We start from the raw sequence: 19,570 nt of genomic DNA, 5'->3' as shown, positions 1-19,570 counted from the left end.
TGAGGAGGTGTGGCTGCGCGTAGTCGGTGAGTGGGTGGTGTCTGGAGTTGGGCTGTCGGAGGCAAAGCTCAGTCAGATTGAGAAGCCAATTCAAGCTGCTCTTGTTATACACATTGGAAGATTGAGGACGACCGGGTTTTACAGTGTGGTTAGCGGCTGTGTCGGGAATGCCAGCATGCTCGGCTTGGTCAGTCCGGTCAGTGCCTGGATGACTTTTCTGGCTTGCTCCATGGGGGCGCTGCTGATGAAGGCGCTGTTGCCTGTTTGTATTTGTGTATTCAGGCAGTTCGCTTGTTCCAGGCGGCGGTGGACTTGGGCGGCGACGGCGAAGGAGGGTTCCAGAATGTGGAAGCGCGAGCCGCTGATGGCTTCGATGGTGGGGCGCAGGAAGGGGTAGTGGGTGCAGCCCAGTACGAGTGTGTCGGCTTGGCTTTGCAGGGCCGGGGCCAAGCGTGCCTGGAGTTCTGCTTCGATTTCCGGGCCTGACAGTTGCAGGGCTTCGACGCGGTCGGCCAGGCCGGGGCAGGGAATGCGGATGACTTCTATGTCGCTGGCGTAGCGCTCAATCAGGTTTTGCAGGCCGCTGCTGTCCAGAGTGCGGCTGGTGGCCATCAGGGCGATGCTACGGCTGCGGCTTAAGGCAGCCGCCGGTTTGATGGCCGGTTCGATGGCGATGATGGGGATGTTGAGTTGGGCCCGCAAGGTGGGGGCGGCAACCAGGGTGGCGGTGTTGCAGGCGATGACGAGCGCTTTGCAGCCTTGGTCGACCAGCACTTGTGCCATGCGCTGGGTGCGTTCCACGATCCATTCGGGGGAGCGGTCGCCGTAAGGGGCGCAGTGTGAGTCGGCCAGATACAGCAGGTTCTCGTTGGGCAGGGACTGGCGCAGGGCGCGCCAGATGGACAGGCCGCCCACGCCCGAGTCAAACAGGCCGATAGGAGCCTGAGCAAAGGTGGACGAGGTGGATGGACTCATGGCGCTGGATAATTCTTGTGGAGCAAAGCTCGTATTATGGCGCGTTTGTGGTCCTTGGAGCAGGGGGCGGGTTCTGCCTGGAGACAAAGTTAAGGTTTCTAGTTGCAACGAGTGAGGTGGGGTGTGGGCGGCCGGTGTTTGGCCGCCCTGTGTGGCGTGTCAGGCCAGTTGCTTCAAGACGCCGCCCACCGCATCAAAGAGTGAGCTGAGTTGGGCGGGTGTGCTGGTGAAGGGCGGGCCAAATTGCAAGGTGTCGCCGCCAAAGCGTACGTAAAAACCTTGTTTCCATAGTTGCAGGCCTGCTTCAAAAGGACGGATGGCGGGGTCGCCATTGCGGGGTGCCAGTTGAATGGCTCCCGCTAAACCGCAGTTACGGATGTCGATGACGTTGGGGCAGTCGCGCAGTTGGTGCAGGGCTTGTTCAAAGTGTGGCGCCAGTTCGGCGGAGCGTTGCAGCAGATTGTCTTGTTCCAGCAATTCCAGTGCGGCCAGACCGGCGGCGCAGGCCACGGGGTGGGCGGAGTAGGTATGGCCGTGGCTGAATTCGACGGCGTGCAGTGGCAAGTCCTGGCCCATGAAGGTTTGGTAGATCTCTTTGCTGGCAATGACCGCGCCCATGGGAATGGCGCCGTTGGTCAGTTGCTTGGCCATGGTCATGACATCGGGTGTGACGCCAAAGTATTCGGCTCCGGTGTGGGTGCCCAAACGACCCAGGCCGGTAATGACTTCATCAAATACCAGCAGGATGTTGTGCTGATCGCAAATCTGACGCAGGCGTTGCAGGTAGCCGGTGGGGGGAACCAGCACGCCTGCCGAGCCGGAGACGGGCTCTACAAATACAGCGGCGATGGTACTGGCATCGTGCAGTTCGATCAGTTTAAGCAGTTCATCGGCCAAAGTAAGACCGCCGGTTTCAGGCTGGCCGTGGGTGAAGGCGCAGTCTGCTTGCAGTACGTGGGGCAAGTGGTCGGCATCCATCAACTGGCCAAACATTTTGCGGTTGCCGCCTATGCCACCCAGGCTGGTCCCAGCCACGTTGACGCCGTGGTAGCCGCGGGCTCGGCCAATCAGGCGGGTTTTGGTGGCCTGGCCTTTGATGCGCCAGTAGGCACGCACCATTTTGACGACGGTGTCCGTACATTCAGAGCCGGAGTTGGTGAAAAACACGTGGTCCAGGCCTTCAGGGGTGAGTTGAGTCAGCTTGTCGGCCAGTTGAAATGCGGCGGGGTGTCCAAACTGAAAGGCGGGGGAGTAGTCCAGTTGCCCCAGTTGGCGATGCACGGCTGCCTGGATCTCATGGCGGGCGTGGCCTGCACCGCAAGTCCAAAGCCCGGACAGGCTGTCAAAAATCTGGCGGCCGTCCTGGTCGTACAGCCAGTTGCCTTCGGCTTTCACGACCAGGCGTGGGTCCTGCTGAAAGTGCCGGTTCGCGGTAAAGGGCATCCAGTGGGACTGGAGATTGAGTTCACTGGCGATCTGCTGGGGCGCAAAGTAGGGTGAGTTCACGTCGGTCTCCTCAAGGCGGTGAATACCCCCAGTGTAGGGAGCTAAGTTGTTGAGTAAAATACGTTTTTATTCAACTTCACTTATTGTTTTACTCACCTATATGCATCTGAAAGGACTCTTGCAGGTTTCCGATTTTGATTTGCGCCTGCTGCGTGTGTTCAGAACGGTGGCGCAAGTGGGCAGCTTTTCGGCTGCAGAGGGTGTGCTGGGGATTACGCGCTCGGCCATCAGCTTGCACATGAGCGATCTGGAAAAGCGCCTGGGGGGTATACGGTTGTGCCAGCGTGGCAGGGCGGGTTTTGCCTTGACGGAAGAAGGCCGGCAAGTGCTGCGGGCCAGTGAAACCTTGATGGCGGCGGTGGAGAACTTCCGTAGCGAGGTTAATCAACTGCATTCCAGTTTGAGGGGAGATTTGAATATAGGGTTGATGAATAGCCTGATCTCGCAGCCACATATGCACATTACGTCGGCCTTGCGCACCCTGCGGCAAAACAGTGATGCAGTGCGTGTGCATATCAGCATGAGTACGCCGGGGGAGATAGAGCGTGGCTTGTTGGAGGGCCGCTTGCACATGGGCGTGCTGCCTGAAACCAATGCGCTTAGCGGTTTGGAGTACCGCACGCTGTATGCCGAGCCTTATTTTCTGTATTGCTCCTGGGAGCATCCCTTGTTCCGTACCGCTCAAAAAGGAGAAGTATCACCTGCAGATTTGCGCGCTGCGGCTGCTATTGCTCCTGCGTATCGCATGAGTTCGGAAGCCATTGCCCAGCATCAGGATTTGAATTGTGTGGCGACGGCCAGTGATCGAGAAGGCATCGCTTTTCTGATTCTGACCGGCGAGTACATCGGCTTCTTGCCCGAGCATGTCGCTGCCCGTTGGGTGGAAAAAGGGCAGATGATAGCGGTGGACCCGCAGCAACGCCAATTCACGATTCCCCTGTCGCTGGCCATGCGCAAGGATCGGCAGGCGCATGCGATTGTGGATTATTTTTTGAATGCGCTGGACTCTGTTGCGCCGAATTGAAATGGCCAGCGTCGTGGCTGGCCGTGTGCTTGTTGGACGTCTCTGACGTTTGCGCCTAGGTCGGGCTGGCCCGGTGCCATAACAAGGTGCCCATGCCCAACTTGCCACCGACGACCACGGGGTCACGGGTGATCAGTTCCAGGGCTCCTTCTGTGAGCCGCGCCAGTCTTGGCTGGGGCACGTCTACCCAGTCCGGGTCTAAGGACATATCCACAAAATGGGTCACACAGTGGGTTTGCTCATCGACCTCAAACGTACCGGCATAAGCCAGGTAGCTGTCTATCAGGCTTTGGCAGGGGTCTTGCACGGTTCTGTCACTGCTGCTCAGTTGGGCGGCCATGTAGCCTGTTCCCGTATAAATCAGCATGCCGATCGGGTTGGGGCCTAGACCTGGATAGGCAGGCGAGCCATCCGAGGGGACGAAATCAAACGACACCAGTTTCCAGACGCCAATCAGTTTGCTACGTAAGGTATGCGACATCAAAAACTCCTGAATAGTCGGTTTTTTTCTGCAGTAAAACCGTTTTATCATGAGGTTTTTGTCTATATATATCAATCTATTAGCGATTTTTATTTCCTATCGATCAACCCTATGGGTCTTTATTTTTTAAGTGACAATGGCCTGCACAGATTGCCCAGTATTTCAAGGGCACTGCTGCTTTGATCGGTCCAGGGATGACCAAAGTTCAGGCGTAAACAATGGCTGTAGTTTTGGGTGGTAGAGAAAATAGAACCCGGTGCCAGACTGATGCCTTGTGACAAGGCCTGACGATGCAAGTCCAGGGTCTGTACGCTTTTTTCCAGCTCTACCCAGAGAAAGTAGCCGCCTTCGGGACGCGTGGCACGGGTGCCTGTCGGGAAGTAGCGTCCCAGGGCTTTGGAGAACTGTTCATACTGATTTTTCAGTTGGGTGCGCAGGCGACGCAGATGCTGGTCGTAGGCTCCTTTTTCCAGATAGCTGGCCAGTGCCAGTTGAGTGGGAACGGGAGAGGTCAGCGTTGTGGTTAGCTTGGCTTTGGCAACCTCGCGGGTATAGCGTCCCGGCACGGCCCAGCCTACTCGATAGCCGGGGGCCAGGGTTTTGGAAAAGGAGGAGCAGTGCATCACCAAACCCTGGCGGTCAAAGGCTTTGGCGGGTCGTGGGCGTTCGGTATCGAAGTACAGCTCGCCGTACACATCGTCCTCGATCAAGGGGATTTCGTGGCGGGCCAATAGTTCTACCAGTTGTGCTTTTTTGGCGTCCGGCATCAGGCTGCCCAATGGGTTCTGGAAGTTGGTCATCAACCAGCAGGCTTTTGGGGAGTGGCGCACGATGGCTTGCTCCAACGCATCCAGATCGATGCCCTCGCGTGGGTGAGTGGGCACTTCCAGAGCTTGCAGTTTCATACGCTCCAAAGACTGCAAGGCAGCATAGAAAGTGGGGGACTCCACCAGCACGATATCCCCCGGCTGGGTGACGGCGGCCAGGCAGAGATTCAGGGCTTCCAGTGCGCCATTGGTAATCACGATATCGTTGGCGTTGACGGCCATGCCTTGAGCCAAGTAACGCAAGGCAATCTGCCGACGCAAGGCGGCATGGCCTTGGGTCAGATCATCCAGGCTGGCCCAGGGATCTTGCTGTTTGAGACTGGCTGATAAAAAGCGGCCCAATCGTTCCAGTGGAAAGAGCAGGGGACTGGGAAATGCCGATCCCAAGGGAGCAACGGAGCGCTCTGAACTGGATTGCAAAATCGCCATGATCAGGTCGCTATTGTTGACGCTGGTGGCTTGCAAGGGAGGCTGGGACGCGGTGTCGGCTTCCAGCGTATGTGGGGCCAGATGAGAGCACACGTAATAGCCCGAACGCGGACGCGCCTGTATTAGCCCCTGTGCTTCCAGGCGGTAATAAGCCTGGAAGATCGTCGAGGCGCTGATCTTGTGCTTATCCATTAACTGACGCACCGAAGGCATGCGTTCGCCCGCCGCGACCGTGCCCTCCAGAATGGCCTGGGCCAGCTCTTTTGCCAGAGTCTCATACAGTTTCATGCGGCTTAATAATCCATCTGATACGGTTAATTCGCCAAATGTGGTTTTTTTATTATCTGATGGGTAAGGCTGTAAGCACAAGCAATCCGCTATTTACGCCGCTTACAGGACAACTGATAGGGTTTTTGAAGCTTTAACTGATTCTTGGAATGCTCTGTACCGACAGGTAGCCTTGCGAGTGTTTTCGTCCGTGCCCCTGCGGGGGACGGCCCTATCTCATCAGAGGAATACCATGAACCCGACGGCGCTTTTGCTTGCCGCATTCATCCTGTCGATTGCCGGGCTTTTTGCCTTTATCTGGTCCTTGCGCAAGGGCCTGTTCGATGCTGACGTCAGTGGTGCACGCACTATTTTCCATAAGGGCGAGATCGGCCAGCCCGAAGAGCCTTCTGCCGGTGATGCTCAACGGCAAGCGCTCAGTCTGGCTGCCGCTGACCATCTGGCAGAGAACCACGGCCAGCAAACCAGTGCTGTAGAGATGGAGGCACGCGAGCAGGCTGACCGTTCCAGCTCCATGCCTGCTTTTTTATTGATTGTCTGTGCGGTGGTCTGGCTGGTGGTGGCGTCTTTTGCCGGTCTGATCAGTTCGCTGAAACTGCATTGGCCCGAGTTCCTGGGCGATGTGTCCTGGTTGAGCTTTGGCCGTCTGCGCACGATTCACCTGAACGGTGTGGCTTATGGCTGGGCCCCGATGGGCTTGCTGGGGCTGACAATCTGGATGCTGCCGCGCCTGCTGCAAACCCCACTTTTGGGTGGCCGTTTGGTGATGGTCGGTGGCTTGGTCTGGAACGCGGCTCTGGTCGCCGGCATCGGGGCCTTGGCCATTGGTTTGAATGCTGGTTTGGAGTGGCTTGAAATTCCCTGGCAGATTGGTGTGTTGTTTGCCTTTGGCGGCATGATGATCGGTATGCCTCTGGCCTTGATGCTGTCGCAACGCAAGGTCAAGCACTTGTACGTGTCGGTTTGGTACATCGGTGCCGCATTGTTCTGGTTCCCGATCCTGTATCTGGTTGCCAAGGTTCCGGGCGTGCACTTTGGCGTCGAGCAAGCCACCATGAACTGGTGGTTCGGGCATAACGTATTGGGTCTGTTCTACACCCCCATGTCGATTGCGGCCATTTACTACTTCCTGCCTAAAGTCATTGGGCGTCCCGTACGTTCCTACAACTTGTCTTTGCTGGGTTTCTGGACGCTGGCCTTTTTCTACGGTCAGGTCGGTGCGCACCATTTGATCGGTGGTCCTATTCCTGAATGGCTGATCACTCTGTCCATCGTGCAAAGCGTGATGATGGTGATTCCGGTGCTGGCCTTCTCGGCCAACCAGCACTTGACCTTGAAAGGTCACTTCAGTGCGCTGCGTCATTCGCCGGTTCTGCGTTTCATCGTCTTTGGCGCCATGATGTACACCGTCGCGTCCCTGCAAGGTTCTGCTGAAGCCTTGCGCTCCCTGAACTCCATTACGCACTTCACGCACTTCACCGTAGCGCATGCTCACCTGGGCATGTATGGCTTTGTGACCATGGTGATTTTTGGTGGGGTGTACTTTGCCTTGCCACGCATTCTGAATACCGCCTGGCCCCGTCCTGCCTTGATCTCCTGGCACTTCTGGCTGGTGGTGGCTGGCTTTGCGGTGTACATGATCACGCTCAGCATTGGTGGCGTACTGCAAGGCTTGGCCTTGCTGGACCCAACGCGTGGCTTTATGGAATCCGTGGCTGTCACCATGCCCTGGCTGCAAGGTCGCTCCATTGGCGGCGCCCTGATGACTTTGGGCCATCTGGTGTTTGCCCTGCACGTCTTGCTGATGATTGTGAAGTCCGGTGCGTTCGCCTTGACCGAGTCTCGCTCGGCTGCCGTGCGCCGTACTGCTGAGCTGGAGGTTTGAGGACATGGAAAACGAACTGAAGTTGATTATCGGGTCCATGGTGACCTTGTCCCTGGCCACGGCCGCCATGATTGTGGTGCCTTTTCTGCAGTTGAAAGACGAGCCTGCACCGGAAGGCTTGTCGCCCTATACCAGCCAGGAAGTACGTGGCCGGGCGGTGTATCGGGGCAATGGTTGTATTACTTGCCACACTCAGCAGCCCAGTACCACGGGAGCCGGTGTCGCTGATGCCAGCCGTGGCTGGGGACGCGCCTCTGTGGCGGGGGATTATCACTATGATGATCCGCCTTTGCTGGGCACCATGCGTACCGGGCCGGATCTGTTCAATATTGGCGTGCGTCAACCTAGCCAGGATTGGCATCTGGGCCATTTGTACGATCCGCGCGCGTATTCGCCAGGTAGCAATATGCCTCCTTATCGTTTCCTGTTTGAAGCCAAAGACCCGGATCAGGTGCAGCCTGATGAGCGTGTGGTCAGCCTGCCGCCGGGTGTAGCGCCAGAGGGCAAGGTGGTAGTGGCACGTCCGGAGGCCTTGGATCTGGTCGTGTATTTGCAGTCGCTCAAGCACGTCTATCCAATCTTGAGTGCTGATGTCGTGGAGCGCGAGGAATGAACAAGCCTGTGCAAAATCGTCAAAGCGAGAACGCCGATCCCCATGAGCAGTACAACCCGGTTCCGCGAGTTGTGATTCTGGTGATTTTGGCGCTGCTGGCCTGGGCGGTGTACTACATCGTGTCGGCTCAGCCTAATAGCTCTCCCCGCTTGGGTGATCAACGACCGTTGGCTGTGTTGGCTCCTGCCCCTGCCAGTGCCTCTGTGGATGGCAAGCAGCTTTATGCCAATGCCTGTGTGGCCTGCCATCAGGCGACGGGGCAAGGTTTGCCGGGAGTGTTTCCCCCTTTGGCTGACTCTGAATGGGTGAAGGGCGAGCCCAAGGTGTTGGCTCAGTTAGTGCTGCATGGCATTAACGGGCCTATCACGGTGAAAGGGCAGCAATATCAGGGAGCAATGCCTGCTTTTGCGGAGCAGTTCAGTGATGCGGAGCTAGCCGCCGTGTTTAATTTCATTCGCCATGAATGGGGGAATGAGGCAGAGGCGCTTACTCCTGAACTTGTCGCTGAAGCGCGTGCGGCTAGTGCGGAGCGTACTCAGCCTTGGCAGGGGGAGCAGGAGTTACAGGACTGGATTGCAGCGCAGTAAGACGCTGGGATGCTTTTGAAAGGAATCAATAATTAGAAGCACGTTTTGAAACGGTAGCACGCCGGGAACAGGCCCCCGGCTTTTGAACCGATATCTCACCCGACCCCAGGGTTGGAGATGTCGGTTCTTTTTTTGTTGTTTGGTCGTCTCGGTGAGGGACGCCGCTTGGGGCCGGGTTCAGGGGCTTGGGCTTGACTACTTGCCGATGCTGCGCATCGGTGCCCTTGTCGGTGTCTTGATCCGGGCGCACTCTGAACTCGCCCGGTGGTTTGTCCCCCGGACAAACCACAAGCGTCGGGCTCAAACAGCAGAGTGCTTGCACCCCGGATCAAGACACCGCCTGCGGCAAGCAGTCTGAATCGCCCAAGCCCCTGAACCCGGCCCCCAAGCGGCTCATAACGGAGAAATACAAAAAAACCGATTTGGGGTGGGAGGAAGTGCTGGTTGTAGAGAGGACGGGGGGCTGTGTAGCGATCCTCGGTTTGGCGCTTGGTAGGGTTTGTTGTTGGCTAAGTTGTTGAGATGAATTGGAAGGCTATTGTGATTGAGCGTAGCGAGAACTCGTAAACCAGGGGCTTTTAGAGGGGGCTTTGAGATTTGTCTCTGAGCATCTGGATCTTGGAAGCAAACCGGCTTGAATCGTGGATATGCATCACTGTGAACCACTTGGGTCCCTGCAGAGGGACCCAAGTGGTGGCTTCATGGAGACCGATCTCATCATTCAAAGACCGGCCTCACTTGTGTTAACGCAGGTAAAAACCCACCTTACGCTGCTTTCTTCCGTAAAGTCAGCCACAGACCAGCCAAGATAGCGACCAGTCCCAATCCAGCCCGAGCGGCCAAGGTATTCCCCAGAATCAGGAAATCCAATCCCGCTGTCACCACTGGCACCAGATAAAATAGGCTAGTGACATTGACCAGATTCCCGCTGCGAATCATGCGATACAACAGCAACTGAGCCAGCACGGAAATCACCAGGCCAAGCCATATCACCGGCCCCCAAAAGCCTAGTGTGTTTTCCCAGCGAATCTCTTGCCCCAAACCCAGGGACACCAGAATGAACAAGCCCAGAGACAAGGAGTACTGCAAAGGCATGCCTTGCAAAGCACCGACGGGCTGACGCTTTTGCACAATCGTCCCCACCGTAATACTGAGCAAAGCGGCAATTGCAAACACCAGACCCGTGACGGACAAACGGCTGACAATCAGGCTTTGATAAACCACCAGAATCAGGCCAGTCAAAGACAAGGCCAAACCAGCCATACGAGTCAGGGAAAAACGCCGTTCGGTCAATGCCAAGGTCAGAATCGGCTGTACACCCAAGATTGTGGCCAGCAGACCCGGCGTAATCCCTTGTGCCAGGGTTTCAAAATAGAAAAACGAATACAGCCCGATCATCAGCAAACCGCTGATTGCGGGCAGCAGACGTTGCCCTTTGGGCGGTAGCCAGCCGCCATTGAAGTGCCCCAGCAGGATCACCATAGGCAGGGCGATGGCAAAACGCAGGATCAGCATGGCCATGACCGAGCCATGGTCCAAACCCACACGCGTGAAAATACCCGCGCTGCCCCATAGCAGCACGAACAAAGCAATAGCACCCGCTTGGGCGCGAGAAGAAGAAATCATGATGTTCTTTATCTGTCTAAATAAATTAGGTTTGTCTGCAAAGACATTCCAGGCGCATCGGTAGCGCAGGGAAAAAAAGACGAAGTCTTAGGAGCAGACGCTGTAGACGCGTGTGTCGACGACGACGTCGGACACGACTGCGGCTTGATTGACGACGCCCGGGGCGACGACAGTCATCAGCAAGACAGATGGAGGAGGAGGAGAGCCCGCCCGCAGCGACGCGGCCCGCGATAGGGGCAGAGTGCTTAGCAAAGAGGATGCGGGGCGGTTCATGGAATAAGAATCAGATCGTTAAATCGATGGGCTACTTTAGCACAATTTTTATTTAGGACGCCAATAGTCAGCCGCTAGGGTAATCGCTAGTACAGGCGAGAGACCGGGCTATGTAAGAATTGCACCGATCGCGATTTCAGATCGCTGTAACATTTCCGAATTGAAACGACATCTGCTGCCAATGTTGCCAGCGTTGATGTTGGGCAAAAAGGCCCAGACTGGTTCATCCCTTGAATCCGTCTGGGCCTTTTTGTTTGCCCGAAATAAGTCCGACCTCATAGTTAGGTTGCGAACTATCTGGAAATGCCAAACAGCAAGAAGCCATTGCGATACACAGAGCTCACGCAGCGCCAGGAGGGTCCTGACGCCAGCCAGGCCGGAATCGTCACCTTGTTTTGGAGGCTTATGCCATGTTGGGTGTTGCGCTTTTCTTTATTGGGGCTGTGCTGATTGTTAATGGTGTGGGTTTGACTGGACGTATTGAAAGTCGGGACCTTGCCCCCTTTAATTTGCTGGTGGGGCTGCTGGCCCTGTTCATCAATCTGGTGGGCTTGCAGCGTGGCGAGCAAATGGCGGATTTCTTTGCCGTTGCCGGTGGCTTGCTGTTTGCCTTTACGTATCTGTATCTGGCCGTGGTGCAGTGGTATGGCCTGAAGGGCGTTGGCTTTGGCTGGTATTGCCTGTTTGTGGCTATCAGTGCGCTGGCCTTTGCCTGGACGGCGGGTGATCCACGCTTGATCACCATGTGGCTCTTGTGGTCCAGCTTGTGGTTCCTGTTTTTTCTGGCTTTGGGACTGGGTCGCACAGTACGTATCTTGCCCGTGTACACCATCCTGATTGGTGCGCTGACATGCTGGTTACCCGGCACGATGATCTTGATGGATGCCTGGTAAGCAAGGCAAGAATGGAACGTCGTTTGGGAGCCGAAGTCATGCTGTTTTTTGGAGTAACCTGATGCTCGCTCGTAGTGTTTATTGGCAGGTCTGTCGACCTGCGCCTCTACCATGCTAGACAGGAGATGGACTTTGGCTCACAACGACCCCGTACGCGTCGGCGTTCTTTATTCCGCAACCGGCATGACCTCTACCATTGGCCAGTCGCAATGGCAGGGGACCAAACTGGCGATTGATGAAATCAACGAGGCCGGTGGCCTGTTGGGGCGCGAATTGGTTGCCGTGTGCTACGACCCGGCTTCCAAGCCCTCATGCTATGCCGAGCAGGCCGAGCGGCTGATTGTGCATGACCGCGTCAATGTGATTTTTGGCGGTTATATGTCCAGCAGCCGCAAGGCGGTGATCCCAATTGTGGAGAAATGGAACAAGCTGCTGTTCTATCCCACTTTGTACGAAGGCTTCGAGTTCTCGGGCAATGTGATCTATACCGGCGCCGCGCCCAATCAGAACAGCGTGCAACTGGCGCATTTCATGACCAGTAATTTCGGGGCACGGGTCTACATGATTGGCTCGGACTATATCTATCCCTACGAGTCCAACCGCATCATGCGCGAGCTGGTGATGCAGCATCCTGACAGCAAAGTGCTGGGCGAGCACTATCTGCCTCTGGATGCCAGTGAAAGTGATTACAGCCGCATCATGCAGGACATACGGGACAAGCAGCCGGACTTTATCTTTTCTACGGTGGTGGGGGATTCCACGGCCAATCTGTATCGCGCGTATGCCAATGCAGGCTTTAATCCGCAGACCATGCCCATTGCCAGCCTGACGACCTCGGAGGCAGAGATCGCGCAGATGGGGGCAGAAATTGCCTGTGGCCATTTCACGGCAGCACCGTATTTTCAATCGATAGAGTCAGAGGTCAATGCGCGTTGCCTGGCCAGCTTGCGCAAGCGCTTTGGCGCTGACTGCCACCCTAATCTGTGTTGGGAAGCGGCCTATTCACAGATGCATTTGTTCGCCAATGCGTATCGACAATCGGCCAGTGATGCGATCGAGGACTTGTTGCCTTATCTCTTGGGCAGTGAGCTGGATGCGCCTCAGGGGCGGATCAAAGTTGATCCCGATAATCACCACACTTGGCTCTACCCCCGGATTGGGCGCATTAACGCCGATGGCGAATTCACGATTGTGCGGCAAGCAACACGCCCCGTCTCGCCCGACCCGTATCTGGTTACCCACTCTCTGGGTGACTGGACTGCCAAGCTGGATACTTTGGAGACATAAAGCGTGGCCAACTCCTCTTCCTACGGTGATGAGCCGGCAAACAAGCCCCTGCGAGCGCGGAACCGGTTTCCGCATGCCACTTCGCCACAGTTGAAGGAACTGCGGCAATTGACGATGGTGGTCATGCACCCGGACGATAGCGATGGCCGCTTGCTGACCCAGCAACTGCAGCGTATTGGGTGTGCGGTCCAGACGATCTGGCCGCCCACGCAAAACCTGCCTTCAGGAACTGATCTGGTTTTTCTGGCTGTGCAACCTGATCTTTTGCACCTGCGCCTGGATTGGGTATGTGATGAGGAAGCACCCACCATTATTGCGGTGGTCAATTATGAGAACCCCACTATTGTGTCGGCGGTGCTGGATCTGAATATACAGGCGATTTTACCGTCGCCCATTCGTTCTTTTGGTCTCTTGTCTACCGTCGTACTGGCCCGTAAATACCATAAGGAACTGCGTCAGCAACGTCGTCTGATCAGCAAGTTGCAGAGTAAATTAGTAGGGCAACGCCATGTGGCGCAAGCCAAGACGATTTTGATGCGTGCCCATCAGGTTTCGGAGGATCAGGCCTATGATCTGATTCGCGAGCAGGCCATGAACAAGCGCAGCACGATTGAAGATATCTCGATTGCCATTGTGAATGCCAGTGAAGTGCTGTCCTTGGGGCAGAAAGGTTCGTCCTTGCAGGGGAACTAGCAAGGTTTTATAGCGTTTTTCTAGAGCACTCCGCTGCCAAGCGTAGAGATAATGAGCCATCAGGAATATGAACAGACCCGGTCTGACTTCGTTGTGACATCGGAGCAGCGCATGGCCTGGGTACAGTTGAAAAAAAACCGTGATCAGTTGTGCGAGCAATTGGAGACCCTGGAGCGTGGTCACCAGGACTTGAGTAAATTTCTGCTCAAAGCCAAACGCAATAACTGGATTGCCTGCACCTTGGTGGTGATTTTTACCGTGCTTGGTTGGTTGCTGGATGCTTCGGCCTGGCTGCGTTGGTATGTATTGCCGATTACGCTTTTCTGCTGCGCTTTGTTGTGGTTTGGCGGGAAGCTGCTGGACCGGCTGATGCAAAGCAAGATTGCGAATCTATCCGAGTTTCTGCAACAGACGGATGCCCAAATAGAAAAGGGGCGGTCCATCTTTGAGACAGACCACCCCCAATCCCATCAAGTCTGAAATTACTCAGTGATGCTTGGCGTTGCCACTCCCCAACCCAAGGCCTGATACAAGGCAATCACATTCAGGTAGGAGCCGGTTTCAGCCATTGCCAGCTCTTGCCGGGTCTGGTTCAGGCTGCGTTGATTCTCCAGCACTTGCTGATACGCACCTGCGCCCACTTCATAGCGCGTCAGGGCACGAGTGTGAGCATTTTCCAGATGCGAAGCAGCCCGTGTCAGGCTAAGCAGGCTTTCCTGATGTTGCGTCAGCCTTTGCAAAGAACCCTGAATTTCCTCCTGGGCCTGTAGCAGGACTTGCTGATAGTGCAGACGTGATTCGTCTGCCACGGCTTCCATGCCTCGCAAGCGTGCCTTGGCATGCCCTAAACGAAGAGCAGGCCATTGCATGGCAGGCGAGACATCGAAGGCTCGCGCAGCATTACCCAGGTTGCTCCCCCGCAGAGCAAAGAAGCCGATGAAACCAGCCAGATCCAGACGGGGGTATAGCTCGGCGGTGGCTGAGGCGACTTCGTGCGAGCTGGCCAGAATCTCCTGTCGTGCAGCGCGTACGTCAGGCCGGTTGAACAGCATGGCGTTTACATCGCCCAAAGGCAGGGAAGCGGCCAACGGCGCTTTGGCGCTGGGCAGCGGTGTATCGATGGTTTCGGCTTCGCCACCGCTCAAGACCTGAATGCGCAGGCGGGCCAGTTCCAGGTCGCTGCGCAGTTGCGGCACTAGGGTTTTGGCACGCTCCAGACCGGCGTGGGCATTGTCCAGATTCTCGGGCAGTTCCCGGCCCAGCGATACACCGGCTTGCACCAGTTTGAGGGTATGTTCCCAGCTTCGTACATCGTCCTCTGCCAGGGCCACGCGCCGTTGCAAGCCCTGGGCCTGCACGTATTGGCGTGCCAGTTCAGCGGCCATCGCCTGTCGAGTCAGCTCCAGTTGATCCGCGCTGGCTTCGCTGCGTGCCTGGGCAGAGCGGGCCAGTTGTTCCACACGGCCAAACAGGTCGATCTCCCAAGTGGCTTGCATACCCAAGCGCCAGTTCTCGGTAATGCCGTGATCAATGGAGCCGTCTGGCGCGGTAAATTGTGCGCCGCTACGGTTGTAGCTGGCCTGGGCAGTGACTGCGGGCAGCCTGTCATGCTGGCGCTCGTCGATCAGGGCGCGGGAGGCCCGCCAGCGGGCTTGTGCCTGGGCAATATCCAGATTGTGATCCAGAGCCTTGGCAATCAAGGCGTCCAACTGGGGGTCTTGAAGCAAGGTCCACCAGTTTTCGCGCTGCTCAGGGGCTTGTGCAAACTGACTGTTCCAGTTGCTTTGGGCCAAGGTCGGGGCGGTGGGAATGGAGGTATCCAGTCCCACGGCGCAGCCGCTCAGGATCAGGCTGGGGATCACCAGTCGCAAAGCACGTGCCACAGGGACGAGCCTGTTTGATAAAGCATGTGGCGTCATGATGCGTGTTCTCCAGTCGAAGGGCGCAGGGCCTGAGCCAGGTCGCGCGCCCGCGGGGTGTCTGCTTGATGGGCGTGATCACGCGCCAGCAAGGTATACAAAGTAGGCAGGATGAATAAGGTGAAGACGGTGCCGATCAACATGCCCGATACCAGCACCACGCCCAGGCCAAAGCGGCTGCTGGCACCCGCGCCCGAGGCAAACAGGAGCGGCACCAGACCAAAGACCATGGCCCCGGTTGTCATCAGTACAGGACGTAAACGGATACGGGCCGCTTGCAAGATGGCTTCAGGTTTTTTCAGCCCCTCTTTGAATTGCAGCTCATTGGCAAATTCCACCATCAGGATGCCATGTTTGCTGATTAGCCCCACCAGGGTCAGCAAGCCAATCTGGGTATAGATATTGAGCGTGCCCAATCCTAGCGCCAGAGGCAGCAGTGCGCCGCATAAGGACAAGGGGACGGTGACCAGAATGATGATGGGGTCCACCAGGCTTTCATATTGCGCGGCCAGTACCAGATAAATCACTACTAATGCGGCCAGGAAGGCCCACACCAGAGACTGGCTTTCCTGCGTGAACTGGCGCGATTCGGATTGCCAGTCATGGGTAAAACCGGCGGGCAATTGGCTGGCGACCTCATCCAGATAGGCAACGGCCTGGCCCAGGGTGACGCCGGGCGCAGGAATGGCTTGCAAGGTGGCCGAGTTCTGCTGATTGAATTGGCGCAGGCTGTTCGGTTCCACTTCGCTGTGAATCTGGACCATGGTCGACAAAGGCACCAGCTCGCCATTGGCACTGCGTACAAACTGGCGGGTCAGAGCCTGGGCGGTCAGGCGCAGTTCGCGCTGGCTTTGCGGAATCACGTCATACGAGCGACCATCCAGCGAGAAGCGGTTCAGGTAGTTTTCGCCCACCAGCACAGCCAGGGAGTCTGCAATATCACGCAGGCTGATGCCCATGCTGGCCGCTTTGCTGCGGTCGATCTCGACGCGGGAAACGGGCTTGTTGTAATCCAGATCACTGTCCACCACCACAAACAATCCGCTTTCACGCGCCTGCTGTTTGACCCATTCCATGGTGTCGTACACCGTGCGGTAGTCGCCGGGACTGCGCAGCACCAGTTGGACGGGCAGACCGCCGCTGGAGCCGGGCAAGGGGGCGAGCTGGAAGGCGAAGATACTGCTGCCGGGAATGCTGCTGACGCGTCCTTGCAGCTCACCTTGTACGGCGCTGGCATCGCGCTCGCGCTTGCTCCAGTCTTTCAGGTTGATCCCGCCAAAGCTGGCGGCCGGGCCGTCTGTGCCCACAATCAGCCAGGTGCTCTCGGTTTCGGCTACGTCACGATAGGTATCGTCTAGCAGCTTGCCGTCGCGCTCGGCATAGGCCAGGTTGGCGTTCTGTGGGGCTTTCACGGCCGTCAGCACGCTGGCCTGATCTTCAATCGGTGCCAGTTCGCTGTGTGTCATTTGATAGAGCACAGGCAGGCTGATAAAGACCAGCAGGGCCATAGCGCCGGTAAGCCAGCGGTGACGCAAGGACCGGGCCAGCAAGCGGCCATAGCGGGCAGACAAACCACCGAAGAAGCTCTCGGCCAGATGGGCCATGCGACCTTCATCTTGCTGAGAGGGCAGCAGCAAAGAGCTCATCACCGGGGACAAGGTCAGGGCCACCACACCGGACACCAGCACGGCACCGGCCAGCGTCAGGGCAAACTCTTTGAAGAGCGCTCCGGTCAGGCCGCCCATCAGGCCAATCGGTGCATAGACGGCGGCCAGGGTCAGGGTCATGGCGATAACAGGTCCCGCCACTTCCCGTGCGCCCAGCAAGGCCGCCACCACGGGTGAGCGTCCGGCGGCAATGTGACGGTGCACGTTTTCAACCACCACAATCGCATCGTCCACCACCAGCCCGATCGCCAGTACCATGGCCAGCAATGTCAGCAAGTTGATACTGAAGCCAAAGGCCAGCATCAATGCGGCCGCACCCAACATGGACAGGGGAATGGTAGCCAGGGGAATCAGCACACTGCGGAAGGAGCCCAGGCACAGGTAAATGACCAGCACCACGATAATCATGGCTTCGGTCAGGGTCTTGAGCACCTCATCAATTGAGGCTTGAATAAAGCGGGCGGTTTCAAAGGCCAGAGCCACTTCAACACCGGGTGGCAGGGTGGCTTCAATAGCGGGCAGGCGATCACGAATGCCTTCCACAATGCGCAAGGGGTTGCCGCCAGGGGTGGGGAACAAACCCAGGTGAATCGCGGGCAGGCCATCCATCAAGGCGCTGGTTTCGGTCGCCGCCGCACCCAGTTCCACTTTGCCCACATCGCGCAGTCGTACCAGGGACGTGCCGTCTTCACGCACAATCAGGTCCTGGAATTCGGCCACGCTGGTCAGGTCTGAATTGAGCTGAATATTGCTCAGTACATGCTGGCCTTTGACCATGCCGGGGGCGGCCTGATAGTTATTGGCTCGCACGGCCTGGGCGATATCGGCGGCTGTCAGTTGATAACCGGCCATGCGGTCCGAATCCAGCCATAGACGCATGGCCAGCTTCTGACCACCAAAGGTCTGGATTTTCGCCACGCCGTCAATGGTGGAGAACATGGGTTCGACCACGCGGGACAAGTAGTCATTCAACTCCGGGATGGAGATCGACGTGGTGGAAAAACCGACATAGGCCACCGCCGTGGAGTCCCCGGAGGAACGCTCCACCACCGGGTCGTAGGCACCTTCAGGCAGGCGATAACGCACCTGGCTGACTTTGCTCATGACTTCGGTCAGGGCCTGGGTAGAGTCGCGGTTCAGTTCCATGCGCAAGGTCACGACACTGCGGCTTTGCACGGAGTTGGAGGAGAGATAGTCCACCCCTTCCACCGAGGCCAGAGCCTGGGCGATGGGCTGGGTCACAAAGCCTTGCATCAGTTGTGCAGAGGCGCCGGGGTACTCGGTGGTAATCGTGATGGTGGAGTTTTCCAGCAGGGGATACTGCCGGATGGGCAGCTTGTCCAGGGAAAACAGACCCAGCATCAGGAGCAGGGCGCTGACCACCAGGGCAAGTACCGGCCGACGAACGAACAAGTCGGTAAAGCCGGGACGGGAGGTGGTGTTCATACGGGCTCCTTATCCTTGGCGGTCTGCACGGTGGAGCCGTCCTGAATCTTGATCTGACCGGCGCTGACAACGGTATCGCCTGCTTTTAGCCCATCGGTAATTTCGACACGCTCATCCCAGGCTTCGCCGGTTTGCACCGATACGCGACGCACTTGCCACAAGCCCTGGTCCTGAGGGGTAGCAACGAATACGGTTTGCCCGTAAGCGGTATAGGTCAGTGCGGTTTCAGGTACGGTCAGCACGGGGGCTTCGGCCGGGCGCTTTAATTGTGCGCGGGCATACATACCCGCCTGCAAACGGTGTTCCGGGTTGTTGAGCACGGCTTGCAGGCGAACGCTGCGCGAGTCTCCAATCAAGGGGTCAATCGCACTGATCTTGGCCTCGAAGGTTTCTTCGGGCCAGGCATCTACCTGTATCTGCAAGGTCTGGCCCACATTCAGGTCACGCAAACTGTGCTCGGGCACGGTCAGGTTGACGCGCAACTGGCTGTCATCAACCAGGCTGGCAATGGTTTGGCCTGGCTGCAGATAGTGGCCCTGGTGCAGGCTGGTGATACCGATACGGCCTGCGAAAGGGGCGTTGATCTGCTTCAAGGCCAGCTCAGCGCGCTGGTATTGCAGTTGGGCTTGAGCCACGGCGTGATCGGCCTGGGCCTGATCCAACTGTTCCTGGGTAGCGGCTTGCTGTTCTTTCAATTTGCGCACGCGGGTCAATTGAATGGCCGCCTGTTTGACCTGTGCTTGCTCCCGACGCACGCTGGCTTGTTCCAGTTCGTCATTCAACACAAGCAGTGGCTGGCCCGCCTTGACCGCCTGTCCGGAGGTGAAATCTATCTTGCGAATGCGGCCGCTGGTTTCTGCGCTTAGCAGCACTTGTTGCCAGGCTTCCAATGCTCCCACCGCATGTAAAAGACGGGGAGCAGTTTGAGACTCTACATTTGATAGCTCGACGACGGCGGGTGGGTAGGCGCCACCAGCCTGTGCTTCTTGTGAGGCGGGCAGCAAACGCCAGCCCAGGGCCAATACGCCGGCCAAAACGGGAATCATGATCCATGTACGACGCGAACTCATGCTGCTTGCCCTCCCTGTACGGAGGAAGGCCACAGAGGCAGTTTGTTCGGGAGAGTCCAGCCGAATCGTTGATCACTTTGT

16 protein-coding genes are annotated in these 19,570 nt (G+C 57.2%); 8 read left to right on the top strand and 8 right to left on the bottom strand.

The window, feature by feature from the left end; translation table 11 throughout:
* Positions 1 to 138 precede the first annotated feature (138 nt).
* A complete protein-coding gene (gene murI, locus OSH09_RS17475; RefSeq protein ID WP_266121714.1) occupies positions 139 to 975 on the bottom strand; it encodes a glutamate racemase in 837 nt (278 codons plus the stop codon).
* A gap of 159 nt (positions 976 to 1,134) precedes the next feature.
* On the bottom strand, positions 1,135 to 2,481 hold the full coding sequence (locus OSH09_RS17470) for an aspartate aminotransferase family protein (RefSeq protein ID WP_207875568.1): 1,347 nt from the start codon (positions 2,479 to 2,481) through the stop codon (positions 1,135 to 1,137).
* Positions 2,482 to 2,599: 118 nt separating this feature from the next.
* On the opposite strand from OSH09_RS17470, the gene OSH09_RS17465 reads away from it, so the two are divergent.
* Positions 2,600 to 3,505 (top strand): LysR family transcriptional regulator, encoded by a 906-nt coding sequence (locus OSH09_RS17465; protein WP_266121713.1) that lies wholly within the window; start codon positions 2,600 to 2,602, stop codon positions 3,503 to 3,505.
* A 55-nt stretch (positions 3,506 to 3,560) separates the two neighbouring features.
* On the opposite strand, the gene OSH09_RS17460 is transcribed toward OSH09_RS17465, so the two are convergent.
* Together OSH09_RS17460 and OSH09_RS17455 are read right to left on the bottom strand one after the other, a co-directional pair.
* Positions 3,561 to 3,986, bottom strand: a complete 426-nt coding sequence (locus OSH09_RS17460; RefSeq protein ID WP_266121712.1) for a lipocalin-like domain-containing protein — start codon at positions 3,984 to 3,986, stop codon at positions 3,561 to 3,563.
* 119 nt (positions 3,987 to 4,105) lie between these two features.
* Complete coding sequence (locus OSH09_RS17455) at positions 4,106 to 5,530, bottom strand: aminotransferase-like domain-containing protein (protein WP_266121711.1); 1,425 nt, start codon at positions 5,528 to 5,530, stop codon at positions 4,106 to 4,108.
* Between the two features lie 232 nt (positions 5,531 to 5,762).
* Here OSH09_RS17455 and OSH09_RS17450 point away from each other — a divergent pair, with 232 nt between their 5' ends.
* From OSH09_RS17450 to OSH09_RS17440, 3 genes are read left to right on the top strand one after another with little or no spacing between them, the layout of a single operon-like run.
* Positions 5,763 to 7,415, top strand: a complete 1,653-nt coding sequence (locus tag OSH09_RS17450; protein ID WP_207875564.1) for a cbb3-type cytochrome c oxidase subunit I — start codon at positions 5,763 to 5,765, stop codon at positions 7,413 to 7,415.
* Positions 7,416 to 7,419: 4 nt separating this feature from the next.
* Positions 7,420 to 8,028, top strand: coding sequence for a cbb3-type cytochrome c oxidase subunit II (locus tag OSH09_RS17445; protein WP_207875563.1), 609 nt, complete (start codon positions 7,420 to 7,422; stop codon positions 8,026 to 8,028).
* Entirely contained in the window at positions 8,025 to 8,615 is a 591-nt protein-coding gene (locus OSH09_RS17440; RefSeq protein WP_266121710.1) for a c-type cytochrome, read from the top strand. The genes OSH09_RS17445 and OSH09_RS17440 overlap by 4 nt, the downstream gene beginning before the upstream one ends.
* A 765-nt stretch (positions 8,616 to 9,380) precedes the next feature.
* Here OSH09_RS17440 and OSH09_RS17435 read toward each other — a convergent pair.
* Positions 9,381 to 10,241 (bottom strand): DMT family transporter, encoded by an 861-nt coding sequence (locus OSH09_RS17435; RefSeq protein ID WP_266121709.1) that lies wholly within the window; start codon positions 10,239 to 10,241, stop codon positions 9,381 to 9,383.
* A 683-nt stretch (positions 10,242 to 10,924) separates the two neighbouring features.
* Here OSH09_RS17435 and OSH09_RS17430 point away from each other — a divergent pair.
* From OSH09_RS17430 to OSH09_RS17415, 4 genes are all read left to right on the top strand, one after another.
* Positions 10,925 to 11,407 carry an AmiS/UreI family transporter gene (locus tag OSH09_RS17430; protein WP_266121708.1) on the top strand — a complete coding sequence of 161 codons (483 nt, stop codon included), beginning with the start codon at positions 10,925 to 10,927 and terminating at the stop codon, positions 11,405 to 11,407.
* Positions 11,408 to 11,539: 132 nt separating this feature from the next.
* Positions 11,540 to 12,694, top strand: coding sequence for a transporter substrate-binding domain-containing protein (locus OSH09_RS17425; RefSeq protein ID WP_266121707.1), 1,155 nt, complete (start codon positions 11,540 to 11,542; stop codon positions 12,692 to 12,694).
* 3 nt (positions 12,695 to 12,697) lie between these two features.
* Positions 12,698 to 13,387 carry an ANTAR domain-containing response regulator gene (locus OSH09_RS17420; RefSeq protein ID WP_266121706.1) on the top strand — a complete coding sequence of 230 codons (690 nt, stop codon included), beginning with the start codon at positions 12,698 to 12,700 and terminating at the stop codon, positions 13,385 to 13,387.
* Positions 13,388 to 13,438: 51 nt separating this feature from the next.
* Positions 13,439 to 13,867: a hypothetical protein gene (locus OSH09_RS17415; RefSeq protein ID WP_266121705.1), complete on the top strand. Its 429-nt coding sequence runs from the start codon at positions 13,439 to 13,441 to the stop codon at positions 13,865 to 13,867.
* Positions 13,868 to 13,869: 2 nt separating this feature from the next.
* On the opposite strand, the gene OSH09_RS17410 is transcribed toward OSH09_RS17415, so the two are convergent.
* The 3 genes from OSH09_RS17410 to OSH09_RS17400 are packed head-to-tail and all read right to left on the bottom strand — an operon-like array spanning position 13,870 to position 19,489.
* Positions 13,870 to 15,270: an efflux transporter outer membrane subunit gene (locus OSH09_RS17410; RefSeq protein WP_266121704.1), complete on the bottom strand. Its 1,401-nt coding sequence runs from the start codon at positions 15,268 to 15,270 to the stop codon at positions 13,870 to 13,872.
* Positions 15,271 to 15,302: 32 nt separating this feature from the next.
* Positions 15,303 to 18,419, bottom strand: coding sequence for a MexW/MexI family multidrug efflux RND transporter permease subunit (locus OSH09_RS17405; RefSeq protein WP_266121703.1), 3,117 nt, complete (start codon positions 18,417 to 18,419; stop codon positions 15,303 to 15,305).
* Positions 18,416 to 19,489, bottom strand: coding sequence for an efflux RND transporter periplasmic adaptor subunit (locus OSH09_RS17400; protein WP_266121702.1), 1,074 nt, complete (start codon positions 19,487 to 19,489; stop codon positions 18,416 to 18,418). The genes OSH09_RS17405 and OSH09_RS17400 overlap by 4 nt, the downstream gene beginning before the upstream one ends.
* Between the last annotated feature and the right edge of the window lie 81 nt (positions 19,490 to 19,570).

This window comes from Alcaligenes parafaecalis (genome assembly GCF_026344135.1).
GTDB classification, from domain to species: domain Bacteria; phylum Pseudomonadota; class Gammaproteobacteria; order Burkholderiales; family Burkholderiaceae_B; genus Alcaligenes; species Alcaligenes parafaecalis.
Note: the sequence above shows the minus strand (reverse complement) of the source record. Positions and strands in the feature narration are given on the sequence as shown.